This is a genomic window from Streptomyces sp. XH2 (genome assembly GCF_049725035.1).
In the GTDB taxonomy this organism is placed as follows: Bacteria; Actinomycetota; Actinomycetes; order Streptomycetales; family Streptomycetaceae; genus Streptomyces; species Streptomyces roseoverticillatus.
Window position 1 is genome coordinate 153,731 of sequence record NZ_JBMMMZ010000005.1, and the last position, 20,811, is coordinate 174,541.

General features: G+C 69.6%; 21 protein-coding genes and 1 pseudogene. 11 read left to right on the forward strand and 11 right to left on the reverse strand.

Annotated elements, in window-relative coordinates:
- Positions 1-191: 191 nt before the first annotated feature.
- Positions 192-437 carry a hypothetical protein gene (locus ACOTKD_RS11990; protein ID WP_424888880.1) on the forward strand — a complete coding sequence of 82 codons (246 nt, stop codon included), beginning with the start codon at positions 192-194 and terminating at the stop codon, positions 435-437.
- A 71-nt stretch (positions 438-508) separates the two neighbouring features.
- A complete protein-coding gene (locus ACOTKD_RS11995) occupies positions 509-2,608 on the forward strand; it encodes a DUF4157 domain-containing protein (RefSeq protein ID WP_424889119.1) in 2,100 nt (699 codons plus the stop codon).
- A gap of 551 nt (positions 2,609-3,159) precedes the next feature.
- On the opposite strand, the gene ACOTKD_RS12000 is transcribed toward ACOTKD_RS11995, so the two are convergent.
- From ACOTKD_RS12000 to ACOTKD_RS12025, 6 genes and pseudogenes are all read right to left on the reverse strand, one after another.
- Entirely contained in the window at positions 3,160-3,498 is a 339-nt protein-coding gene (locus ACOTKD_RS12000) for a thioredoxin family protein (protein WP_424888881.1), read from the reverse strand.
- 159 nt (positions 3,499-3,657) lie between these two features.
- Positions 3,658-3,891, reverse strand: coding sequence for a DUF6228 family protein (locus ACOTKD_RS12005; protein WP_424888882.1), 234 nt, complete (start codon positions 3,889-3,891; stop codon positions 3,658-3,660).
- A 112-nt stretch (positions 3,892-4,003) separates the two neighbouring features.
- A pseudogene (locus ACOTKD_RS12010) lies at positions 4,004-4,243 on the reverse strand (helix-turn-helix domain-containing protein); the annotation flags it as partial.
- A 159-nt stretch (positions 4,244-4,402) separates the two neighbouring features.
- Entirely contained in the window at positions 4,403-5,422 is a 1,020-nt protein-coding gene (locus ACOTKD_RS12015) for a hypothetical protein (protein ID WP_424888883.1), read from the reverse strand.
- A 183-nt stretch (positions 5,423-5,605) separates the two neighbouring features.
- On the reverse strand, positions 5,606-6,283 hold the full coding sequence (locus ACOTKD_RS12020; RefSeq protein ID WP_424888884.1) for a YrhB domain-containing protein: 678 nt from the start codon (positions 6,281-6,283) through the stop codon (positions 5,606-5,608).
- 108 nt (positions 6,284-6,391) lie between these two features.
- Positions 6,392-6,976 (reverse strand): DinB family protein, encoded by a 585-nt coding sequence (locus tag ACOTKD_RS12025; RefSeq protein ID WP_424888885.1) that lies wholly within the window; start codon positions 6,974-6,976, stop codon positions 6,392-6,394.
- Between the two features lie 414 nt (positions 6,977-7,390).
- On the opposite strand from ACOTKD_RS12025, the gene ACOTKD_RS12030 reads away from it, so the two are divergent.
- Positions 7,391-7,861, forward strand: a complete 471-nt coding sequence (locus ACOTKD_RS12030; protein WP_424888886.1) for a hypothetical protein — start codon at positions 7,391-7,393, stop codon at positions 7,859-7,861.
- A 64-nt stretch (positions 7,862-7,925) separates the two neighbouring features.
- Here ACOTKD_RS12030 and ACOTKD_RS12035 read toward each other — a convergent pair whose 3' ends face one another.
- Positions 7,926-9,032, reverse strand: coding sequence for a hypothetical protein (locus ACOTKD_RS12035; RefSeq protein WP_424888887.1), 1,107 nt, complete (start codon positions 9,030-9,032; stop codon positions 7,926-7,928).
- 274 nt (positions 9,033-9,306) lie between these two features.
- Here ACOTKD_RS12035 and ACOTKD_RS12040 point away from each other — a divergent pair, with 274 nt between their 5' ends.
- Both ACOTKD_RS12040 and ACOTKD_RS12045 read left to right on the forward strand, forming a co-directional pair.
- Positions 9,307-9,942 (forward strand): TetR/AcrR family transcriptional regulator, encoded by a 636-nt coding sequence (locus ACOTKD_RS12040; protein ID WP_424888888.1) that lies wholly within the window; start codon positions 9,307-9,309, stop codon positions 9,940-9,942.
- A gap of 50 nt (positions 9,943-9,992) precedes the next feature.
- Positions 9,993-10,814 (forward strand): alpha/beta fold hydrolase, encoded by an 822-nt coding sequence (locus ACOTKD_RS12045; RefSeq protein ID WP_424888889.1) that lies wholly within the window; start codon positions 9,993-9,995, stop codon positions 10,812-10,814.
- Positions 10,815-10,871: 57 nt separating this feature from the next.
- On the opposite strand, the gene ACOTKD_RS12050 is transcribed toward ACOTKD_RS12045, so the two are convergent.
- Both ACOTKD_RS12050 and ACOTKD_RS12055 read right to left on the reverse strand, forming a co-directional pair.
- Positions 10,872-12,086 carry a radical SAM protein gene (locus ACOTKD_RS12050; protein WP_424888890.1) on the reverse strand — a complete coding sequence of 405 codons (1,215 nt, stop codon included), beginning with the start codon at positions 12,084-12,086 and terminating at the stop codon, positions 10,872-10,874.
- Entirely contained in the window at positions 12,083-12,532 is a 450-nt protein-coding gene (locus ACOTKD_RS12055; RefSeq protein WP_424888891.1) for a hypothetical protein, read from the reverse strand. The genes ACOTKD_RS12050 and ACOTKD_RS12055 overlap by 4 nt, the downstream gene beginning before the upstream one ends.
- A 282-nt stretch (positions 12,533-12,814) precedes the next feature.
- Here ACOTKD_RS12055 and ACOTKD_RS12060 point away from each other — a divergent pair, with 282 nt between their 5' ends.
- The 5 genes from ACOTKD_RS12060 to ACOTKD_RS12080 all read left to right on the forward strand — a co-directional run bounded on the left by ACOTKD_RS12060 (position 12,815) and on the right by ACOTKD_RS12080 (position 18,166).
- Positions 12,815-13,567 carry a hypothetical protein gene (locus ACOTKD_RS12060; RefSeq protein ID WP_424888892.1) on the forward strand — a complete coding sequence of 251 codons (753 nt, stop codon included), beginning with the start codon at positions 12,815-12,817 and terminating at the stop codon, positions 13,565-13,567.
- A 9-nt stretch (positions 13,568-13,576) separates the two neighbouring features.
- Positions 13,577-14,125, forward strand: a complete 549-nt coding sequence (locus ACOTKD_RS12065; RefSeq protein ID WP_424888893.1) for a hypothetical protein — start codon at positions 13,577-13,579, stop codon at positions 14,123-14,125.
- Positions 14,119-14,916, forward strand: a complete 798-nt coding sequence (locus tag ACOTKD_RS12070; protein ID WP_424888894.1) for a hypothetical protein — start codon at positions 14,119-14,121, stop codon at positions 14,914-14,916. The genes ACOTKD_RS12065 and ACOTKD_RS12070 overlap by 7 nt, the downstream gene beginning before the upstream one ends.
- A 164-nt stretch (positions 14,917-15,080) precedes the next feature.
- Positions 15,081-16,985: an ABC transporter ATP-binding protein gene (locus ACOTKD_RS12075; RefSeq protein WP_424889120.1), complete on the forward strand. Its 1,905-nt coding sequence runs from the start codon at positions 15,081-15,083 to the stop codon at positions 16,983-16,985.
- Between the two features lie 62 nt (positions 16,986-17,047).
- The gene (locus ACOTKD_RS12080; protein WP_424889121.1) at positions 17,048-18,166 is read left to right on the forward strand and encodes a helix-turn-helix transcriptional regulator; all 1,119 of its coding nucleotides are present in this window, start codon (positions 17,048-17,050) and stop codon (positions 18,164-18,166) included.
- A gap of 109 nt (positions 18,167-18,275) precedes the next feature.
- Here ACOTKD_RS12080 and ACOTKD_RS12085 read toward each other — a convergent pair whose 3' ends face one another.
- Together ACOTKD_RS12085 and ACOTKD_RS12090 are read right to left on the reverse strand one after the other, a co-directional pair.
- Entirely contained in the window at positions 18,276-18,665 is a 390-nt protein-coding gene (locus ACOTKD_RS12085; protein WP_424888895.1) for a hypothetical protein, read from the reverse strand.
- 161 nt (positions 18,666-18,826) lie between these two features.
- The gene (locus tag ACOTKD_RS12090) at positions 18,827-19,744 is read right to left on the reverse strand and encodes a glycoside hydrolase family 19 protein (protein WP_424888896.1); all 918 of its coding nucleotides are present in this window, start codon (positions 19,742-19,744) and stop codon (positions 18,827-18,829) included.
- Between the two features lie 383 nt (positions 19,745-20,127).
- Here ACOTKD_RS12090 and ACOTKD_RS12095 point away from each other — a divergent pair, with 383 nt between their 5' ends.
- Positions 20,128-20,550: a cysteine/serine endopeptidase inhibitor gene (locus tag ACOTKD_RS12095; protein WP_424888897.1), complete on the forward strand. Its 423-nt coding sequence runs from the start codon at positions 20,128-20,130 to the stop codon at positions 20,548-20,550.
- Positions 20,551-20,811: the final 261 nt, after the last annotated feature.

The following is a 20,811-nucleotide window of genomic DNA, read 5'->3' on the forward strand; positions in this document are numbered from 1 at the left end:
GCCGGAGCGGTACGTGCTGTGCGAGGCGACCACCCTGCTGAGGTCCCACAACGGCAGACCCAGGCACAAGACGTGCGTGGAACGCCGGAACGCGGGCACCCAGCGAGACCCGCTTCGTATCCGACCTGCCCGAGCGCGGGCGAAACGACGACCACGCCCGATCTTTCCCCGTCTCCAGCTGGAGACCCCTCATGAGCAGGACCCGATACGACGTCGACCACGCCCTCGCCTACCCCGAGCCGCCCGCTTCCCCGCCCCGGCACCGCCACGGTCCCACGGCCCGGTCGCTCACCCACGCCGCTGCGAACCTGCCCCTCCCCGACGACCTCGTCGCGGCCCCCACCCACTACGGCATCCACGTCGGAGCCCGCCGCAGCAACGCCCCTCCCGTGCCCACCGAGCACGACCGAAGCGGGAACTGCAGACTGGGACGGTGACGGAATTCGCTCGCCCCCAGCCTGCCCCGGCACGTGCCATGGATCCCGCGCGCACGCCGCCGCCGTCCTTCATGGCCCGAAAGCCACACGGAGGCGCGTCTCTGCCGTCCGCGGTCCGAGCGGCCATAGAACACCGTTTGGGATACGACTTCAGCACCGTGCGGGTGCACACCGATCTCACGTCGGCTGCGGAGGTGCAGCGTCTCCGAGCTGCCGCATGCACGGTTGGTGCACACATCGCCTTCGCACCCGGAACCTACGAACCCCGCACGCGAAGGGGCACTGCCCTCTTGGTCCACGAGCTGGTGCACGTAGCGCAGAGCGCCTCCGCTCCGGCCACCGAGGGTGCACCGCTTTTGAGTCGCCCCGGGGACGCCTCAGAGCGTCAGGCCCACGCGGTCACCGACCGCTTCATGAAAGGCATGGCGCACCCAGGGTTTCATCCGGTGCGGCCCACGGCGCGCATCGGCCTGGTACCAGAACTTTGGTATCGCGGCTACGCGGAAGGAGCACCGCCACCTGAGAAGGGCTGGGTGCACGACCTGGGCGAAGGCCATTACTTCTCGGACAGTCCAGACGCTGCCGAGGAATACGCCACCACACGGGCACAGGGCAACCCTGCTCTGCGACGGGTCGCCCGTGGCATCGTGGACCCGGCCAAGCTGGGCCGGGTGCTGGACCTGACCAAGGAAAAGGACTTCATGACCCCCTTCAAACATACGAAGGAGGGCGTGCCCGGCGTCAGCGAGGGACTGCCCAGCGTCAGTGGAGAACCTTACGCAAACCTTCTCAAAGGATTCCTGCAGAAGAAGAACCTGAAGCTGGAGGACTTCGAGCTCATTATCGGCCCGGAAGGAGTCCGGGGCGGTCGCCAGATGTGCATCCGTAACGCCAAGACCGCCGCACAGGTGCTGGCAGGGATGACTCACTCAACGCCCGGAGGTGCTCCCCCGTCGTCAGGCAGTGGGGGGCCACCGCCCGAAGGCGGTCGGATCGCCCCGGGTTCCGCCCCGAAGCCGCCTGCAGCGGGGAAGGCGTCGCCGACGACCGCCCCGAGCGGTCCGGCGACGGGCGGCCGGGCTCCCGCTCAGGGCCCTGCCCGCCCCGCGGGCCGCCCTCCGAATCGTCTGGTCGGCGGGATCAAGACCTTTGGCCCGATGATTCTCGGCGCGATCAACTCCTACTTGATGGCCAGAGAAGAAGCCAAGCGTGTTCCGGGACGAGTGGAGAAGGCACTGGCCGATCAGGAGCTTCAGGAGCGCAGCGAGGCACTGTCCGAGAGGAAACGGCTCGAGATCGCCCGCGCTCAGCGACACGGGCAACGGCGATACCTCACGGTCCAGGTCCGGCTCGTCTTCACCAACGGCATCCAGGACAGCCTGACCGTCTCTGAACCAAGCATCACGGAAGGCGACTGGACCGAGACGTCTGCGCCCGTCCGCATGAGCGACGACCCGGTCCTCGGCACCGAAACGTCGGTCGGCTGGGTCATCACATCCGCCCTGCTCGAACCGGTGCGCATCAGCCGATCGGAAGAAATCGGATTCCGCATCGAGGACCTGCAAGCCCGGCCAGCCGAGGCCTCACCAGGCAAGCGAGGCGAGAAGGAGAAGGAGATCGCCCGCCTACAGGCTGAACAGAGCGCGGCACTCCAGCAGGAGGACCAGGCCGCACTAGCGGAAATCTGCCGCCCGGAAGTCGTCGCCGACCCCCGCGCCCGCACCCGCCAGCAGACCCGCATCACCGACATCCTCAGCCGGCTGGGGAAAGCCGGCCCCGCACCCCGGACCACGACCCCGCCCATCGCCCCTGTACCGCAGCCCATCGCACCAGCCCCGCCTTCCATATCGCCGACTCCCCTGCTCCCGGGGGCACCTGCGGGCGATGTTGTCGCACGGGCCGCCGCCGTAGTGGCGGAGCTTCGCCGCGAGGGCAACCGACTGGAGGCGGAAGCACGGACTCTCGAGACCCGGATGGGCACCGCCACCCCACCGTCCCCCGCCGAGCGGAAGTCATTCCTCGACGCCGACGCGCGATGGCGGCTGACAGTCAAGTACGCCATGAACGTGTACAAGGACACGAATCGTCCGGAAGCACTCGACACTCTCGCTGCTCTGCTCGACCGCCTCAATCCCATCCTCACCCGCACCCGAAGCTACCTGGGCGGCTGATCCCTCCGCTGACAACCAGGGTCCCCCGGCTCGCGCACCCTGATGCCGGCACGATGCCCCAAGCACTCGCATAGGGCGCGACGGTGGTCAAGATGCGCTCACTCTGTGAGTGACCCATCAGCCGTAACCGAGTTATGGCCCTGAAGCTTGTGATCAACAGTTCCTTTTGCTCGGCATGCTTCCCCTCGAACTGGTCCACCGGCGACCTCGGAGGGCAGACGAGACAGCGCGCCCGAGCCCTTGACGGCTCTCGGCCTTCGCCGTGCGGAAGTTCACCCAGCTGCGCCGCGCGGTGGACCTCAGTCTCGCCGCTCTGGCCCCTGCACGCGCTGGCTGCCGCCGATCCCATGCGGTGACAGCCATCACCGTGTGCCCCCGCACCTTCGTCATCGCAAGGAGAACGTGGCGCCGACGTGGCGAAGAACCCCGACGCCAGCGCTTTCATCGACCCCTTCGAGGGCGGCCCGGCGCCCGGGGACACGTGAGGGAGGGTACCGCGCGTACCCACTGTCCGCCTCCTCCCCCCCCGCCGGGGAAGAGCGGGCGGGCGGTCAGAGGTGCGCGGTCAGGAAGTCCCGCACCTCGGCATGGGTCATCGGCCCCGCGTTGCGTGCCGCCACCGCACCTTCTTTGAGCAGGACGACGGACGGGGCCCCGGTGACGCCGTACCGCTTGGTCGCCTTCGGGCAGCGGGTGATGTCGATCTTGATGGCCGTCAGGAGGCTCCCGTACTCCTCGGCGATCCGGCCCACGACAAGGTCCATGGCCCGGCACGCCTCGATCGCCTTCGGCCACGTCCCGGAGAAGTAGGCGAGGACCGGGCCATCGATCATCCTGAGGACAAAGTCGACCTCCTCGTCCTCCAGTGGCTGATGAACGCGCCTCGGCATCGGAGCTCCTGACCTCGTGATCGACATATCGGGGCACCATCATCCCCTGCGTCACGCGCGTTCGACGCAGACAGCGGCCAGGTCCAGGTCCAGGTCTTCACCGTGTCCGGGGTGTGGACCGGCGAACCCCCAGCGTCCAGGTGATGCGGATACCCGGTGTCACTGCTGTTCCCCGGTGAGAAAGTGCCGGATGTCAGCTGCCAAGGAAGCCATCTGCTCGCCGGACTCCACCCAGGTGGTCACCGACGCGCTCCAGCCGCCGGCATCCATCGGCCATGGCCGCAAGGACCAGGTCAGTCCCACGTGCCCGCCGGACCGGAAGACGGCTGACACCGCCAGGTCCCGGTCGTTGGTCTGCCAGCTCCGCTCGCCGTCCGCCAGGTGCGCCGTCATTCGGATTCGTCGCCGGTGGAGTGAGGGACGGCTTCGGCGATTCTGTGTGCGTGGGTTCAGGGCCCGAGCAGGACGGGGCTCAGAGGCAGCAACAGTCCAGCAGATAGCCAACCGGCCGCTCGAGCAACGCGGCACCCCGCAGCGGGCAGCCGCCGGCCACGCGGGCTCGGCCGCCAGCTGCGGGGGCGTTCGGCCGAACCGGTCACCCCGCAGGCATGGAAGCGGCCGATCCAGCGGCGCACCGTGGCCGGGTTGCATTCCACCAGTACCTCGATCCGTACAGGTGACAGGCCCTGCCGCGACAGCAGCGCCGCCACCGCCCGCATCACTGTCCGGCCCGGCCGCGCAGCAAGCCACGTCATCGCGCGTGCAGGGCGGCGGACGCGTTGGCATACGCGCAGGGAGGGCGCTCACACCGACCACAACCTCGCCGGGTGAGCGGACGATGGCGGCGCTTTGAGCGAAGCGACCTGGGACTTCAGGGCCCGATCGGTGACCACTCTGACGAAGCTCAGTGAGCCCTGTAGCGGGTGGCGAGTGCGTGGAACGCTTGCTTCGGTTCCCAGGGCATGCCGGGGTAGGCGCGTTTGTCGGCGGGATGGCCGCTGTGCTCGTCCAGGACTTTGACGATGCCGTAGGAGGCGAGGTCCTCGTCCGGTCCGGATGTCCGGTGAGGTGTGCTGAAGCCGGCGAAGCTGAACCAGAAGACGGAATCGACGCCCTCCCCCTCGAAGACGGTCATGAGATCGTCGAGGTAGCGGACCTGCTCGCCCTCGTCGCGCACCACGCCGGGCTTGAGAGTGACGCCGTCGGCCTCCCTCGCCATGTACCAGCCGGCGCCGCCGTGCTCTCCCGCTCCCTGGTAGGTGCAGCAGCCGGCCTCCATGATGGCGACGGGCTTGCCGCGTCCGCATTCCTTGCGCAGGTCGGCACGGTAGGTGGCCGCATTGCGCAAGCTATGGAAGGCGTCCAGGCCGACGATGTCGAACGGAGCCCAGTCCACGCCGTCCAGCGGGCAGGAAGCGTAGCTCACGCGGCCGCCGAAGAGGGGCCGAACGGCATCGACGGCCTCCCCCAGGAAGGCGTTGACCTTGTCCGGGATGCCCTGGAGCGCGGCTTCGCGGCCGGGGCCCGCCAGGACCGGGATGCGCTCGTTGAGTGTGTCCCCGGGCAGGTATCCGCGGGCGAACACGCTGAGTTCGCAACCGGTGACGAGGACGACCTCGGCACCGTCGCGCCGCAGTCGCTCCGCCCGCTCGGCGCAGTCGGTGAACAGCGGCAGCATCTCGGCGTTCGACAACTCGCAGGGAAACGGCGAAAACCAGACCTCCAGGCCCGCTTCCGCCGCGTACCGCGCCGTAGTCTCGATGCGGTCCGGATCGCCTCCGGTGATACGGACGGCGGTGCAGTGCAAGTCCTCCGCGACGACACGCATGTCCCGTTCGACGTCCCGGACGTCGAAGACGGGGCGCGACGTGTCGCCGTTGGGAAAGGTGCCGGTGTCGTAATGGATGCCCTTGCCGCGCAACATGACGAATGCCTCCGGTGGAATGACTGTGTCTGCTGTACGGCGTCAGCATCCAAGCTGCCGCTGCGTCAGCGTCAAGGCTGCACCTCGGCCGGCCCGTCGCCGAGCTAACGACGCCAAGCACGAAAGCGCCGGCCTCGCCATACACCGCCGCACCATCCTCACGCACGCCGGTGGCCCGCTGCTTCAACACTGTCCAGGCCTGCGGATGGTCCGCACTGACAGGACTGGATCGAGAGGGGGCACAAGCTCGCTTTGAGCGACGTCGACGAGGCGTTCCGGGGCCTTGCCGTCCTCCAAGGCGGTCACGTATGCGATGGCCTGCGCGGGCGTGAGCACCGGCAGCCTCTGGCGCAAGGTGTGCATGGCATGGATACGTCCGCGAGCAGCCGCTACGGCTCGAACCTCATCGTGGAGATCGTCCACAGCGGTGCGTACGACCTGACCTCGTATGCGAACTCGGTAGTCAGCCTCCCAGGCCTCCGTTACCGCGGAAACGACACCGACCTGGTGGAGACCCCCGTCAAGGCGGTCCACCAAGTACGGCCCGTTCCCAACGAGCAGGAAGTCTGGATGCCCAGTCCGCAGGTGTTCCTCGGACGTCCAGGAGACCACCCAGACCCACTCGTGCTGCTCTACGTGTGCCACAGCCGTACGCAGGGGATTCCGTCCGGCCGACAGCTCACGACGGTAGGAGCGTTCGAGCTCTTCTTCGACGATCCGAACCGCAGCGTCTCGCGTAATCACGCGTGCAGCATCCCTTACAAGCTCGTGCACTGGCGAACAGATTTCCCGTCCGCAGGAGACCTGCGAATGCCGAGCACTGGAACACCGCACCTTCACGACAAGCGCGCACTCCGCCACTACCGCGCAAGAAGCTGCCGAACGACGCCTCCCCGAACGACTTCATCGCACAGGACGATCGAGCCCCACCGGCCCGGGTGCTGAAGACGGCCGCATCATGATCGATTCCTAAACCTTGATCGGTGCGGCCGTCCTGGCGGCCTGCTCGATCTTCGCGCAGTAGGCTGCACGGGCTTCCTCATCGATCTGTTGCTCGTGTTCGGGGCGCATCCCGGTCCGGCCGTCGAGACCCTCGCGCAGGATATCGGCGTGCCCGGCATGCCGGTTGGTCTCGCCGAGGACATGGACCATGATGGCGAACAAGTTCGTGTTGGGATAAGGCTCCGGCCACCACGGCACGTGGCCGGGGGCGTCGAGGGGAAGCTCGTTGATCGTCGCGTCCGAGTGTTCCCACGTGCGCCGGTAGAACCCGATGATCTGATCGCGGGTCTCGTCCTCGGTCGCCCACAGATCGCTGCCGTCGGAGTCCTGCCACCGGGGCAGCGGTTCCGGGGAAGGGCGGTCGAAGACCTCGCCGAAATACCTGGCCTCGACGCTGGCCACGTGTTTGACGAGGCCGAGGAGGTTGGTCCCGGTCGCTGTCAAAGGCCGGCGGGCGTCGTATTCGGACAAGCCGTCGAGTTTCCAGAGCAGTGCCTTGCGGTCCCGCCGCAGTCTCCCGTGCAGGTTGTCCTTCGCGAATTCATCGATCATGCGGCATGAGCCTGCCATGGGCTGCTCGCGGTCTCAAGATCGCGTACGTGATCCGCAATGACTGGCGGAGCCGAGGTCCGGCCATGGCCGCCGCCCTGACCTGATACAACCTGATACAAGAAGCTCGCGAAACTTGCCACGTGAGACACCCTTTTAGTCCGGAAAAGTACCAGCGGCCTCACAGAACTCCTTGCCCGAGCACTCCGCGAACGAGGCCACAAGGTCGAAGTCCAACCCCCTTCACGTCCATCTGCCCCGCGTGCTGGAGACGCCCGGCAACCCTGTGAGCGACCCTGCCCGGGGCGAGGAGCCCGCACGATGAAGAAACCTTCTGCCATTACGACCAGGCCTTCAATCTCTTTCCACAGAGGATCAGTCCGTGGTCAACGCAACGCGTCGCGCGACGCTTTGAAAGTGATCGTCGAACCATGGACCGCACCCCGCGATCTCGTCGGCCTGACGCCGCGCGGCTTCCGCCAAGTGCCAGTGGCTGCGCACAGCCCTGCCAGGCCTCGCCGGACCGAACTGCAGAGGGTCTTCACCCAGCGGATCATCCACCTGCGCAGCTACCGCGGCGCGTGCACCGGCGCCTTCCGCCAGGGCGCCACCGTGCACGTCACCGGCCGCCTGGTCCACATCCAGGCTCCTGGCCAGCGCAAGGGCTTCGGCATCGAGCTCACGCCCTGCAGGCGCCGCCGAGTCCTACTTGGCCAGCCTGGCCCGCTGATACACGCCCTCACCGACCGCTTAGCCCTCGACTGCACGCAGTGCGCACTCGGTCTGGGCTGCGGCCCCGGAACCGTAGCGGTGGAGCCGGCCGGCCTCATCGACCCGCTCCACTGCGCACCGCCGGCCCCCGTCAACGACCACGCCTCATCGAGATGATCCAGAACCCGGCAGGGCTCCGGCCGATGGCCGGGCCCAGCTGGTAGATCTCGGCATGCCCGTATTAGAAGATGTCGGCCGATCCGTCCCGCGTGAGGTTCTCAAGGATCGTGCGCATCCATGGGCTGCGAACGGCCGGTAGCCGGACCAGGGTGTGCTGGAACGTTCCCCGGTCGGCCCGGAACAGGTAGTTGGGGCGCGGTGGGAGCGGGTCGTCGCGGAGGACGTCTTGAGGTATGCCACCCGAGGCGGGAACCGGCAAGTGCGGCTGGGGAGAGACCAGCCACAGCCACACCCCCAGCGGCAGGGGCACCGGGTATGCCGATGCGGCCGGGTCGGCGGGGGCCCAGGTCCGGCCCGTCTGGGGGTGGACCGGTACGAGGAGGATGTCAACGGCCGGGTCGGGGGTGGGTTCTCCCGGTCCGGCCAGGACGGCGCGCCGCGGCGGCGGGCCTGCGGGCAGCAAGGCGTCGAGCGCGCGTTGGAACACATCCGCGGTCAGACCGTCGGGGACCTTTACCGGCTGCCCCTTGGAGGCCACCAGCAGGTGGGCGAGCGCCTGGCCGGCTGCGGCCTCCCATTGCGGACTCCACGACCAGTAGTGGCTGGACCCGAACCGTCCTCCCCATGTGGCAATCGGCTCGAACGGGGGCGTGCTCTCCCCCCTCTCCGCCAGCTCCGCCCAGGAGAAGGGCGCGGCCTGGACACCGTCGACGAGGACGCGGCGCACGGCGTCCGAGCTGAGTCGCGCCGCCTGCCAGAGCGAGCAGTCGTCGACCCTGGTTGCCACGGGCAGGTCGCACGCTCGGCAGGCCATGTTGGGTCCGTCGGCCCCGTCGAGGCCACAGCAGGCGCCGCCGCGCTTCTCGGGGATCAGCCGGGTTCCGCGGATATCTCCGGGCGCGATGACGATCGCCCCGGGCGTGCTGTCGGACAGGGCGTAGACCGGAGCGTAGATGCCGCGCGCCTCCGCCTCACGCGGATCGATCTCGTCCCACATCCGCCATGGCCCTCCCCAGGGGTCAGGGTCCACGGCAAACGTCCCTGACTCCATGAGCACCGGAAGCTGGACCCCATTCCCGTACTTCTGACGGGCGTGAGCCGGAAGGGAGACCTGGGACAAGGGAACGGTCAGCTCGGCATCACACCGCGCACAAACAAAGACGAACAAAAGCACTCTCCGTAGGAGGGAATCAGCCGCATCGTCGCAGCTCAGCGGCAGCCCGCCAACATGTTTTCCCATCCGTCATGGAGCGTCGACGCCGCGTGGGCGAATGCCGGCACCGTCGTCTCTGACAAGCGCCGATGCCACCCGACGCTCCGTCATTCCTCAAGGTCGGCCCGCGGCTCCCCAGCGCAACGCACCGCCGCAGCTCTTGCCCCCCGTTCAGAGAGCCCTCTAAATTTAGGGGTCCCTCTAAGTTTTCACGGAAGGGCGTACGCGCATGCAGACGGCCGATGGAGGGCTCGAAGGAGGGCTGCGTGAGCAGCACAAGGCCCGGCGGCGAAGCCGGATCCTCGAAGCGACACGCGAACTCCTGCGGGACAACCCGGAATCAGTGATCAGTACGGAGCGGATCGCGGAGCGGGCGGAGGTCGCCCCGGCCACCGTCTACAACCTGATCGGCCCACGCGAGAAGATCTGGGAGGCGCTGGCCGCCGGGTTCATGGACGAACTCGAGCGCCGTCTGGCGGTGCTGGGAGCCGGTGACCCGCGTGCGGTCGTCCGGTCGACCGTCCACCTGTTCGTGAGCGACCCGGTCGTGTCGCGTCGCATGGTGCGCGAGTGGGAGGAGAGCGGCCTCGTCCTCGACCGCAGTCCACTCACCCAGCTCCGCCGGGCGATGGCCGAGGCACAGGCACAGGGCGTCCTGCGCGCCGACATCGATACGAGCGCGCTGGCCGCCGCCGTCGGCACCTCGTGCGTGGGCGCGCTGCATCAGTGGGTCGCCGCCCTGATGGACGACGACCGGTTCCTCGCGCGCGCTCTGTTCGCCCTGGACGTCGTGCTCGCCGCGGCGGCCGCGGATCCCTACCGCGACCAACTGCTGGCGCCGCTGCGGACCCGAGGCACGGGATGACGGCCAGCCCAGCCCAGCCGGCCGGCGCACCGTCACGGCCCCGGAGCTTCGTGGGTCGTGACGGGATCCTGCTCGCGGCGGACGTGTGGGGCGAGGCGTCCTCGCCACCTCTTGTCCTGCTGCACGGCGGAGGCCAGACACGGCACGCCTGGGATCGGGCCGGCCCCCGGCTGGCCGCGCTCGGGTGGCGGGTCATCGCCCCGGACCTGCGCGGGCACGGCACCAGCGAGTGGTCAGCCGACGGCGACTACGACCTCGGCCTGTTCGCCGACGACGTCCGGGCACTCGTCGCCGAGCTCGGCGACCGCCCGCTGCTCGTCGGTGCCTCGCTCGGCGGTCTGAGTTCGCTGCTCGCCGCCGGAGAGGCGCCCAGGGCGGCCGTTCGTGCTCTGGTGCTGGTCGACGTCGCCCACCGGCCGGATCCCCGCGGCGTTCGCCGCATCGTCGAATTCATGCGCCGTCGACCGGATGGATTCGCCGGCGTTGAGGATGCGGCCGCAGCTGTGTCCGCCTACCTGCCGCGTCGCACGCGACCGTACGACCCCGAAAGGCTACGGAACCATCTGCAACGCCACGGCGATCGCTGGGTCTGGCACTGGGACCCCCGGATACTGGACCACTTCGAAAGCCGGATGGACCCGCCCGGCATGGCGGAGCGTCTCCTCGACGCCGCCCATCACGCCGGCGTGCCGATCCTGCTCGTCCGCGGCGGGCTCAGCGACGTGGTGCGCGAGGACGTCGCCGAGGAGTTCTGCGAGAGGGTTCCCCACGCGCGGTGCGTCGATGTGGCCGACGCCGGGCACATGGTGGTCGGTGACCGGAACGAGTCCTTCATCGATGCGCTCGTCCCGTTCCTGGAAGGCATCGAGTGAGTGTCGTGAGTTCCTCCCCGGCTCAATTTCCGGCTCAATCCCGGCTCAATCACCGGCTCAGTCGAGCGCGCGGTCCCGGAGCAGGGAGCGGTCCAGCCGGCGGGACACGGTGTCGACGAGACCGAACTCCGTGAGCCGCTTCTCGATGTACCGCTGCACCGGCTGCGCCACTCCGCACACGGCCCGGCCGGTCGCGGGGTCCCGCCATCGCTGTTCCGGTGTGGATTCCGCGGCGAAGAAGCCGGAGCAGGAGCCGTGGAAGCGGCAGCCGGTGCAGGTCTCCTGGACCCTTCGACGTGACTGGCGCAACGCTTCCCCGAAGCCGGGCGAGCGCCGCATGCGGTCGACGGAATCGGTGAAGATGTTGCCGTGGCGGAGCGCCGGATCGTAGGCGTCGCCGTTGGAGTAGACGGAGCCGTCCGTGTCGACGATGAAGATCGTCTCTCCTCGCTCCTTGTCGTAGAGGCTCCGGTTCTCGCCGGTCAGGGCGTGCAGGACGTTGGCCGCGTAGCCGTCGATCGGCTCGACGCGGATGAAGCTGTCCGAGCTCAGCCATCGGTCGGTGACGGTCTTGAGCGCGGTGACGATCTCCGCCGGAGTCAGTTCGTGCGCGGCCTGCTGCCCCGGAAAACCGGTCCGGTAGACCGGCAGGAGCCGGAATCCCAGGTCCGTGTCCTCGAAGAAGCGGTGGATCGCCGCGACGTGGGGCGCCGTGGCCCGGGACAGCACGGTGATGCATCCGAAGGGCACTCCCGCGTCCCTGAGCCGTTGCATGTTGGTGAGGATTCTCGGCTGGGCGGGGCGGCCGGCCGCGGTGACGCGGTGGCCGCCGACCAGGTCCACCGATACGCCCACTTCGTCGAAGACGTCGCGCATCAGGGCGATGTCGTCGTCGGTGAGTCTGTACAGGTTGGTCTGGACGGAATTCCCGTAAGGGATGCCGGCCGGCTCCAGGAACTCCTTCTGGGCCTGCCTGACCTCGTGGTAGAAATCCGGCGGCATGAGGAGGGGCTCTCCGCCGTGCCAGACGAAATCGGCTTCCCTGCCGGGCTGGTCCGCCAGCCATTCGCCCACATGCCGGATCAGCGCTCGGACCTGCGGCACCGACATGGCGGTGCGGTCGCCGAGCGAGGGGAATTCGTAGCAGTAGCGGCAGCGCAGGTTGCAGAACTTCGACACCTTGACGACGAGCTGCAGGTGCGACGGCCACGGCCGCGAAGTCCCCTCGGCACGGAGGGCCGGAGCGGGATGCTGTGCGGCTTCCGTGCTCACGCCTCTCCTTCGTCCAGCTCCGACCGGAGCCGCGTGTACGCGTCGACGACGTCCGCACGGCGGGGCGAGCACAGCCGCGCGTCGGGATCGGCGAGGAGACCGGCGAGTTCGCCCTCGCCGAGCAGCGCGGGGCCCTTGTCCAGGAACCGCTCGTGCCATCCCGTCCCGTTGCGCGCGTACTCGACCCAGAAGTCGGGGTAGGGCGACTCGGGCCACATCCGCATGGGAGCCCGGAGTTTGGCGACGATCGCCATCCGCGACCGCCGGGCTTTCCGCTGCTCGGCCCCTTCCGCGCCCGGCGAGCTGTCCGCCGTGCCTTCCTCGCTGTTCGCTGCCGCCTCCGTCACGTCCTCACGGCGGCTCTGCAGCGCGAAGAGCCGCAGGTACGCGCTGCGGGAAGCCCGGAGCCCGTGCGCTCGCGCTTCCCTGTGCATGGTCTCAGTCATATCGGCCGACTCCACTCTCTGATGGTCCCGACAGGAACTCTCTGATGGTTCCGACGAGAACCCTCTGATGGTTCCGACGGGAACTCTCTGACTGGTTCCGACGGGAACTCTCTGATGGTTCCGGTGAGGCGCTGGATCGCCCGTCACCCATGACAGACGGACCTTGCGACTCCACCAACCCCCCAACTTTGGGGGGTTGGTGGAGTCGCACCCGCCGCTCGAAACTGCCCGTCAACGCCCGTACAGGCCGTCCGGGTGTCCCAATCACGGGGAGTGTTCACGATGAGCGCGTCATCAGCAGTGGCCCAGACCGTCCGGGTGGAAACGGTGAGCGTCCCGCCCGACGCGGGAGGCGTGGGGGACGGCGGGATGCTGCCACCGCCGGGGTCGGTGGTGATCTACGTGGGGGACACCGCCGCTCCCGCCTGGCAGCGGCTGCGCGCCGCGGCCCTGCGCCGGGACTGGCAGGGCGTGCGCGACACGGCCGGCCCGGACCGGCCCGCGGAGCCGTTGGTGGCCGCTGCGCGCTTCTTCGACGTGCGCTACGCCGGGCACACCCTGGTCCGGGACCGGGTCCTGCCGGCGGGGATGCCCTTCGGGACGCAGGTCCTGCCCTACACCGGGGGTCCGGTCGAGGACGAGGACTTCGAGATCGTCGAACACGCCGACGTCGAACACACCGACGGGGACGGCGCGCCCCGGGTCGAGACGTCGTACCTGCTGCTGCGCCGGGCGCCGCGGCTGAGCCGGGTGGAACGGGAGCTGCTGGGGAACGTCAGCCCGGACGTCCGGCACATCCACATGGGCCGGCCCCAGCCCTGCGGCTCGATCACCACGATGGACGCCGTCTGCGAGATCGTCGGCCGGATGGCGCGGGAGGCCGTGGCGGAGAAGCGCGCCCGCGGCGGAGTCGCCCCCGAGGATGACGTGGTGCTGTCGGGAGCGGGCACCGCTGAAGTCACGGGCCGGGAGGGTGAGCTCGCGGCGTCCGTGGACCGTCTGCTCGCCGTCCGCCGGCGACTGCTCTTCGGCTAGGAGCGGCGCGTGCTGTCCACGGTCGTGGCCGTTCTGCTGGGGCTGTGGCTGGCAGTGACGGTGCTGGCGGCCCTGCCCCGTATCGGCGGCGCGGTACGGAGCAGGGTCCCGGCCTGGTTCTCGCCGCTGGTGCCCTCCTGGACGTTCTTCGCCCCCAGACCGGCCACCAGGGACCAGATCCTGATGTACCGCGACTTCCTGGCCGGCGGTGCGGCCTGTCCGCTGCGCGAGGTGTGGCCGGGGGGCGGCCCGCGCGGCCGGGCGGGCAAGGCGGCGTCCGACGCCATCGGGCACCTGCTGGAGGCGGTGGCGGAGAGCCGGCGGGCCGGCCGCGGGCACGGCCCGGAGGAGGCCCGGCTGCGGGACGCGCGCCTGATGGTCGGTACGCCCTATCTCCTCCTGCTGGGCCGGGCCGCCGCCGCCCCGCACGACGCCACCGCCGTCGGTTACCAGTTCGCGATCGCCGCCGCGAGCCTACGAGAGGAGTCCCCCGAGGTGATCTTCGTTTCCGCAGTGCACCGCCTGGAGAGCGGCGTACCCGGAGGGGTCCCGTGCTGAGCGCGGCCGAGACGGCCCGGGCGGTCCTGGCCGTCGCGGGCCCCGGGCTGGCGGTGTCGGCGGCACGCGACCTCCGTCAGGCCCGCGAGTTCGCCCGCGACGGCGTCCTGTCGTGGGCGGTCGTCGGGACGAACGCGAACCGGCGCCTGGCCGCCGTGGCCGACGGGCTCATGGTGTGGGAGCGGTACCGGGTGGCGGTGGCGCTCCAGTTCACCGCCGGCGTCGCCGCTCCCGCCGCCGCGGCGGCACCGGGACCCGGCGCCGCCGTGGTGTCCTGGCTGCTGCTGACCACCGTGCTGCTGTCGCTGCACCGCGGCGCGTACGGCACGGACGGCGCCGACCAGATGTCCGCCCTGGCCGTCCTGTGCGCCGCGGTCACGCTGACCGTGGGCGGCGCGACCGGCCGGCTCTTCCTCGCCTTCCTGACCTGCCAGCTGCTGCTGAGCTACCTGATAGCGGGCGTCGCGAAGCTGGTCTCGCCGGTGTGGCGCGACGGCTCCTGCCTGGCGCAGATCCTCTCCACCCACGCCTACGGGTCTCCCCGGCTCGCGGCACTGCTGCGCTCGCACCCGCTTCTGGCCCTGCTGCTGTCATGGGGGGTCATGGTGCTGGAGGTGACGTTCTTCTGTGCCCTGTTCCTGCCGAGCGGTCCGATGGAGGCCCTCCTCGCCGCCGGCGTGCTGCTCCACCTCGGCATCGCGGTGGCCATGGGACTGACGACGTTCGTGTTCGCCTTCGTCAGCGCCTACCCGGCGCTGGTGTTCACCGCCGCGACCTGGACGGGCTGGTAGCCGCCGTGCGCCGCCGACACGAGCACGACCGCCGGACGGACCACGACGAGCACAACCACCGGACGGAACGGAACGAGCACGACGAGCACAACCACCGGACGGAACGACACGAGCACGACCGCCGGGCCGACCGGGAGGACGTACCCTCGTCCGAGTCCGAACACCTGCTCTTCGGCGGCCCGCTGCGCTACGACGCGGGCTGGTCCCAGCACGAAGAGGCCTATCTGGAACTGAGCCTGCGAGCGGTCACGGCCCGGCTGCCGCGCCTCCTGTCCTCGGGCTTCCGCCTGGCCCGGCGCGCCGACCCCGCCGCGGCGCGCGCCCTCGTGGCCGCCGACATCGCCAGAGGGCTGACCCAGGCCGTGGGCCTCCTGGCGGTCAACCGTGCCCTGGCCTTCCTGACGACCGGGGCCGGCGTCGAGGACCGTTTGCGCGGCGCGATCCCCGCCCTCCTCACGGTGGCCGTGGCGACGGCGGCCGGCGCCCTGCTGCGAGCCGCCTCGACCTACGCCACCGGGCGGCTCGCGCCACGGGTCGAACGCGTGGCGACCGAGCTGTACCTCGAACGGGCCGCACAAGTGGAACTGGCCGCTATCGAGGACGACCACTTCCACAAACTCCTCGACTCGGCGCGCTACGGAGCCGCCTCGGCCCGCCGCATGATGGACATCGGCAACCGGGTCATCAGCGCGCTGATCTCCTTCATCGCCGCCACGAGCGTCCTGACCGTGCTGCACCCGGTCCTGCTGCCGCTGCTGGCCGCCATGACCCTGCCCGGGACGTGGAGCGCCCTGATCACGGCCCGTCGCCGCTACCACTCCTTCCACGCCTGGACCCAGCACACCCGCGCCGGCAGCCTGCTCGGCCACATGCTGACCGACACCGAAGCCGCCCCCGAGATCCGGGTCCACGGGGTCGGGCCGTTCCTCCTGCGGCACTTCCGCGCCCTGTCGGAATCCGCCGAGGCGGAACAGGCACGGCTGGCCCGCCTCGAGGCCCGCACCGGGCTCATCGCGGCCGGCTGGGTCGGAGTCGCCACCACCGCCACGTACCTGACGCTCGCGGCCCTGCTCCTGGGCGGAGTGATGGCACTGTCCGTCGCCGGGACCGCGGTGATCGCGATCCGGACCGGCTCGTCCAGCCTCACCACACTCGCCCTGGAGGTCAACGCGCTCCACGAACAAGCCCTGTTCGTCGGCGACCTCGAACGGCTCTGCGACGAGGCAGCCCGGCGTACCCCACCACCGGGAGGCCTGCCCCTCCCCGACCGGCCGAGCCGGATCCGCTTCGAGCACGTCACCTTCGCCTATCCGGGTGACGAGAGCTCCCCGGCCCTCAACGACGTGACACTGACCATCCCCACCGGGAAGATCGTCGCACTCGTCGGGAGCAACGGCTCGGGCAAGACGACCCTCGCCAAGCTCCTCGCCGGCCTGTACGCACCGCAACACGGCCGCATCCTGTGGGACGACACCGACGCCGCCCTGGCGGACCGGACCCGGCTGGCCGACCGCGTCGCCATGGTCGCGCAGGACTTCACCCGCTGGCCGTTCACCGCACGGATCAACATCGCCATCGGCCGCACCGACACCCCCGTCAGCGACACACGCATCGCGGAGGCGATCACCCGTGCCGGGGCGCAGGACATCGTCACCGGCCTGCCCCACGGGCTGAACACGCTACTCGTCCGCGGCTTTCGCGGCGGCCACCAGCTGTCCGGGGGCCAGTGGCAACGCCTCGGCTTCTGCCGCGCCGCCTACCGGCAGGGGCAGATCCTCATCGTCGACGAACCCACCGCCGCACTCGACGCCCGTACCGAACTACGGGTCTTCGACGAGATCCGGTCGCTGGCGGACGAAGGCCGCACGGTCCTCCTCATCACCCACCGGCTCGCCTCCGTCCGCCACGCCGACCTCGTCCACGTCCTCGACAACGGGACCCTCGTGGAATCCGGCAGACCCCGCGACCTCCTGGCCTCGGGAGGAACCTACGCCGAGCTCTACCGGCTCCAGGCCAGTCAGTACGCCCCCGAAGCCGGCCCCACGTCGCCCCTGGCCACCGCCGACTGATGTGTCCGGCCGGGATCTGGACCGGGCGGCGGAGCGGAGCCGATAGTCGTGCCGTGGAGGACATGGACCGGCTGGCACGCCGCCTGCAGGCGGCGACGGGGGAACGGCTGGTGCAGGACGAGCCGGCTGCACTGGTCTCCGAAGCGATCACCCCCTGGGTAGCGCACGACGCACTGCGCCTGTTCGGCATGAACCCCGTCACCGGGGCCGTCTCGTACGGCTTCCTGCACGGCTTCAGCCCCCAGCTCTTACAGGCACAGCTGTTCGACTCCTACCTCGGAGACGATCCCTTCAGCCCGGCCGACATCGCGCGGCTCCCGGCGTCCGTCGGGCTCCTCGGCGGCCGTGGCCGCTGCGCCCCCGGACACCTGCACGCCCTCGACACACTGGCGGCGCACGGAGCCGGCAGCGAGGCCCGGCTCCTGCTGCGCGACGGACAAGGGCTCTGGGGACTGCTCGCGCTGCTCCGGGTCGAAGGCGGCCGGCCCTTCGACCGGGCCGACGCGGACCGGCTCACCGAGATCGCCCCGCTGCTGATCGCACTGCTCCGTACGTACGCCGCGGGGAACTGCACGGCCGGGGACTCCTCCGCCGACGGCGGTCCTCTGCCCACCGGCGTCGTCATCGTCGGCCCCGACCACCGCGTCCGCTCCCTCACACCGGAGGCGCGTGCGTGGATGCGGCACATCGACCCGGCACGGGGCAGGGCCCCGCAATGGATGCCCGACGCGTCGATGCTCGAAATCAGCCTGGCCGCGCGCCGCCACGCGCTCGACCCCGGGGCCCCGCGCCCGGTGTCGTGCAGCCCCGCCGCGTACCTCGGACGCCGCGTCGCCGTTCACGCCCAGCCCCTCGGAGAACGGGGCGAGGGCGACATCGCGGTGATCTTCCAGGAGGCCGCCGGCACTCTGCTCCTGCCCACCTACGCGGCCTGGCACGGCCTCACCTCCCGCGAACGCCAGATCCTCCGGCACCTGTACTCCGGAGCGGCCCCCAAAAACATCGCCCGGGCCCTCGGCCTGTCGGTACACACGGTCAACGCCCATGTGAAGGCGGTGTTCCGGAAAACGGGCGTCAGCGGTCGCGACGAACTGCTCGCCGTCCTGGACGGCCCCGGGCCCCCGGCACCCGCGCCGGAGGTCCCCGCGCCGCCATCGCCCACAACGCCACCGTCCTTGTGAGCACGGCTCTGGCGTACTGAGGACCCGGACCGACGCCGAATGTCTCGACAAGACGGCCTCTGCCACCTGCAATACGGCAATGCCCCCTCGCGGGAGGGGGCATTGCGGCCTATTTGGCGCGGACCCTGCGGCCCTTCGGCGGCTCGCATTCCTGCGCGGCTTCGATGAAGGGCCTGAGAGCATCATGGAGCTTATTCAACGAGTCGGGCCCGAGCTCTATCTGGTAATACTGGACAGATGGGACCAGCCTGGTTTCGAATTCGCTGCTTCCGTCCTCGTCATCCTTCGCGGCCCCAGCCCGTACTTCCATACCGGGGACGGCGAACGTGTGCAGATGGACGTCCTCGGTCACGGTCGGATCGAGGTCGTCGTAGGCTTCCACCTTCACCCATGTCTCCTGGGTGACGGACTGGTCTCCCACCGTCAATGTCCTGCCTCCCCTCCGCACGCCCGGCTCGTTTTGCCGTGATTCGTCTACCTCAATGAATCTGGTGCCCATCAGCGCCCCTTCCAAGAACAACCAAAGCCTAGCTGCTGCTGGGGAGTTAAACTCCATCGGGAAGACGTCATGAGACCGTGCGCTGCGGAGCCGGAGCCTGCGGTCCGCGCGGCCGGCGGGCGGTTCCCTCGGGCGGATCCGCCGGCCGCACTCGCCGGGGCTCAGCAGTAGAGGTTGCCGCCCGGAGCCACGCCCAGCATCTGGGCGAATCGCTGGTAGCTGTTCACCCGGCTCTGCACCTGGGCGGGGTTGCGGCCGTCGCACTCCACGGCGCCGTTGATGCTGCGTATGGTCTGCCCGAATCCGCGGCTGTTGACCATCGCGTCGTGCGGCGTCATGGTGCCGGGGCCGCGCTGGGTGTTCCAGTACCACAGGGCGGTTTTCCAGGAGACGGCCGCGTCGGTCTGGACGAGCGACGGATTGTTCAGCAGGTTGATTCCGAGGGCGTCGCCCGCCGCCTTGTAGTTGAAGTTCCAGCTGAGCTGGAGCGGGCCGCGGCCGTAATATGCGGCCTGACCGGCCGGGCAGCCGTAGGGCTGGTTCCCGTCGCAGTAGTGGGGGTAGTTGGCCGTGTTCTGCTCCACGATGTGGACCAGGCCCCCGGTCTCGTGGTCGACGTTGGCCAGGAAGGCCGCGGCCTCCTGCCGCTTGACCTGGTCGCTGCCGGTGTTGGCGAATCCCGGGTACGCGGCCAGCGCCGCGATCAGCCCGTTGTACGTGTAGAAGGCGTTCCGGCCCGGGAACATCTGCTGGAACTGGGCCTCCGTCACGGGGAACTTTCCGGTACCCGGGTTCCCGCCGCCCTGACAGGTGTACGGATCCCAGTACCACGTGCTGATGAGCGGGTCGTAGCCGGGATTGTCGTGCTCGGCGATGTAGTACTTGCCGTCCGTGTACCGGACGACCGTGCCCGCCGGATACCAGGTGCCGGCCGTCCAGTTGGAAGCGTTGTCGCACGGGCCGGCGGCACTCACCGCGCCCCGGCCGGCGGCGCTCGCCGCGCCGGACGGCACGAGAAGGACCGTACCGACCAGCGCCAGTACGGCCAGCAGCAAGGTGACGAAGCGGTTTCTCTTCACGGCGGCTCCTGTGGGGATCGGATCGCTGAGGTGGCACTCGCTTGCCGGAATACGCGACGGGACCGGCGGAAGGCGCTGCGGCCGTCGCTCCTGCGCAGTGAATAACTCTTCAACTTCGTTGTCAACGACACACATCATGAGCGGCCGAACCAGGCGCATTTGGCAACCGATTCCGGACAACTCTCGCTGCAGGGCCTTGCGTCGGCGTCGCCCCGCATGACACTCATGGACCGAAAGCCGGACGCGTGCCGAAGAAATGCCGCTGTCCTTGGGCTTCCTGACCGGCGAGCCGTGAAGGCTCCGTGATGCCGTTTTCCGGGGCTCTCACTCCACGGGCCCGTGGAGTACACCCGCCCGCCATTACCCCTGAACGAGGAGAAACCATGCGTGGAAGCAAAGCTGCGCGCTCCGCGGCCGTCGTCCTGGCCGCCGCGGCCACCGGAATTGCCGTCGCCGCGGGACCGGCGGCCGCCGACGTTCCGATCGGCCAGCCGATGAACGGAAAGATGACCTACTACACCGACCAGGGATTCGGCGCCTGCGGGACGCCCATCGACGCGAACAACCAGGACCTCGTCGCGGTCTCGCCCTCGTGGTGGACCTCCGCCAACCCCAACAACGACCCTCTCTGCAAGGGCATATCGATCGAGGTCAGCTACAACGGCAAGACCATCAGGGTGCCGGTCAGGGACAAGTGCCTCTCGTGCGACCGCACCCACATCGACCTCGGCCGGCCGGCCTTCCAGAAGCTGGCACCGCTCGACCGGGGCGTGGTCAACGGCATCACCTGGAAGTTCGTGCGCTGAGCCCGGGGGCCCGTTGAGTGCCGGGCCCTGCTGAATCCTGTGCCCCGTGGATCCGGAACCCACGGGGCACAGCCGCGAGGCCGCGCCATGGGCCGGGTCACCACCATGGTCACACAAGACCGCGCCCACAGCCGCACGGCGGTGACGTTCGCGCACGACTCCGCCTCGCAGTGACGCGCCGTTGCCCGGCCGGGCCACGGCGCGGCGCGCGAACCGCCCCCCACGTCCGGCGCCCCCGCCCCGCTGTGCCGCGCGGTGCCC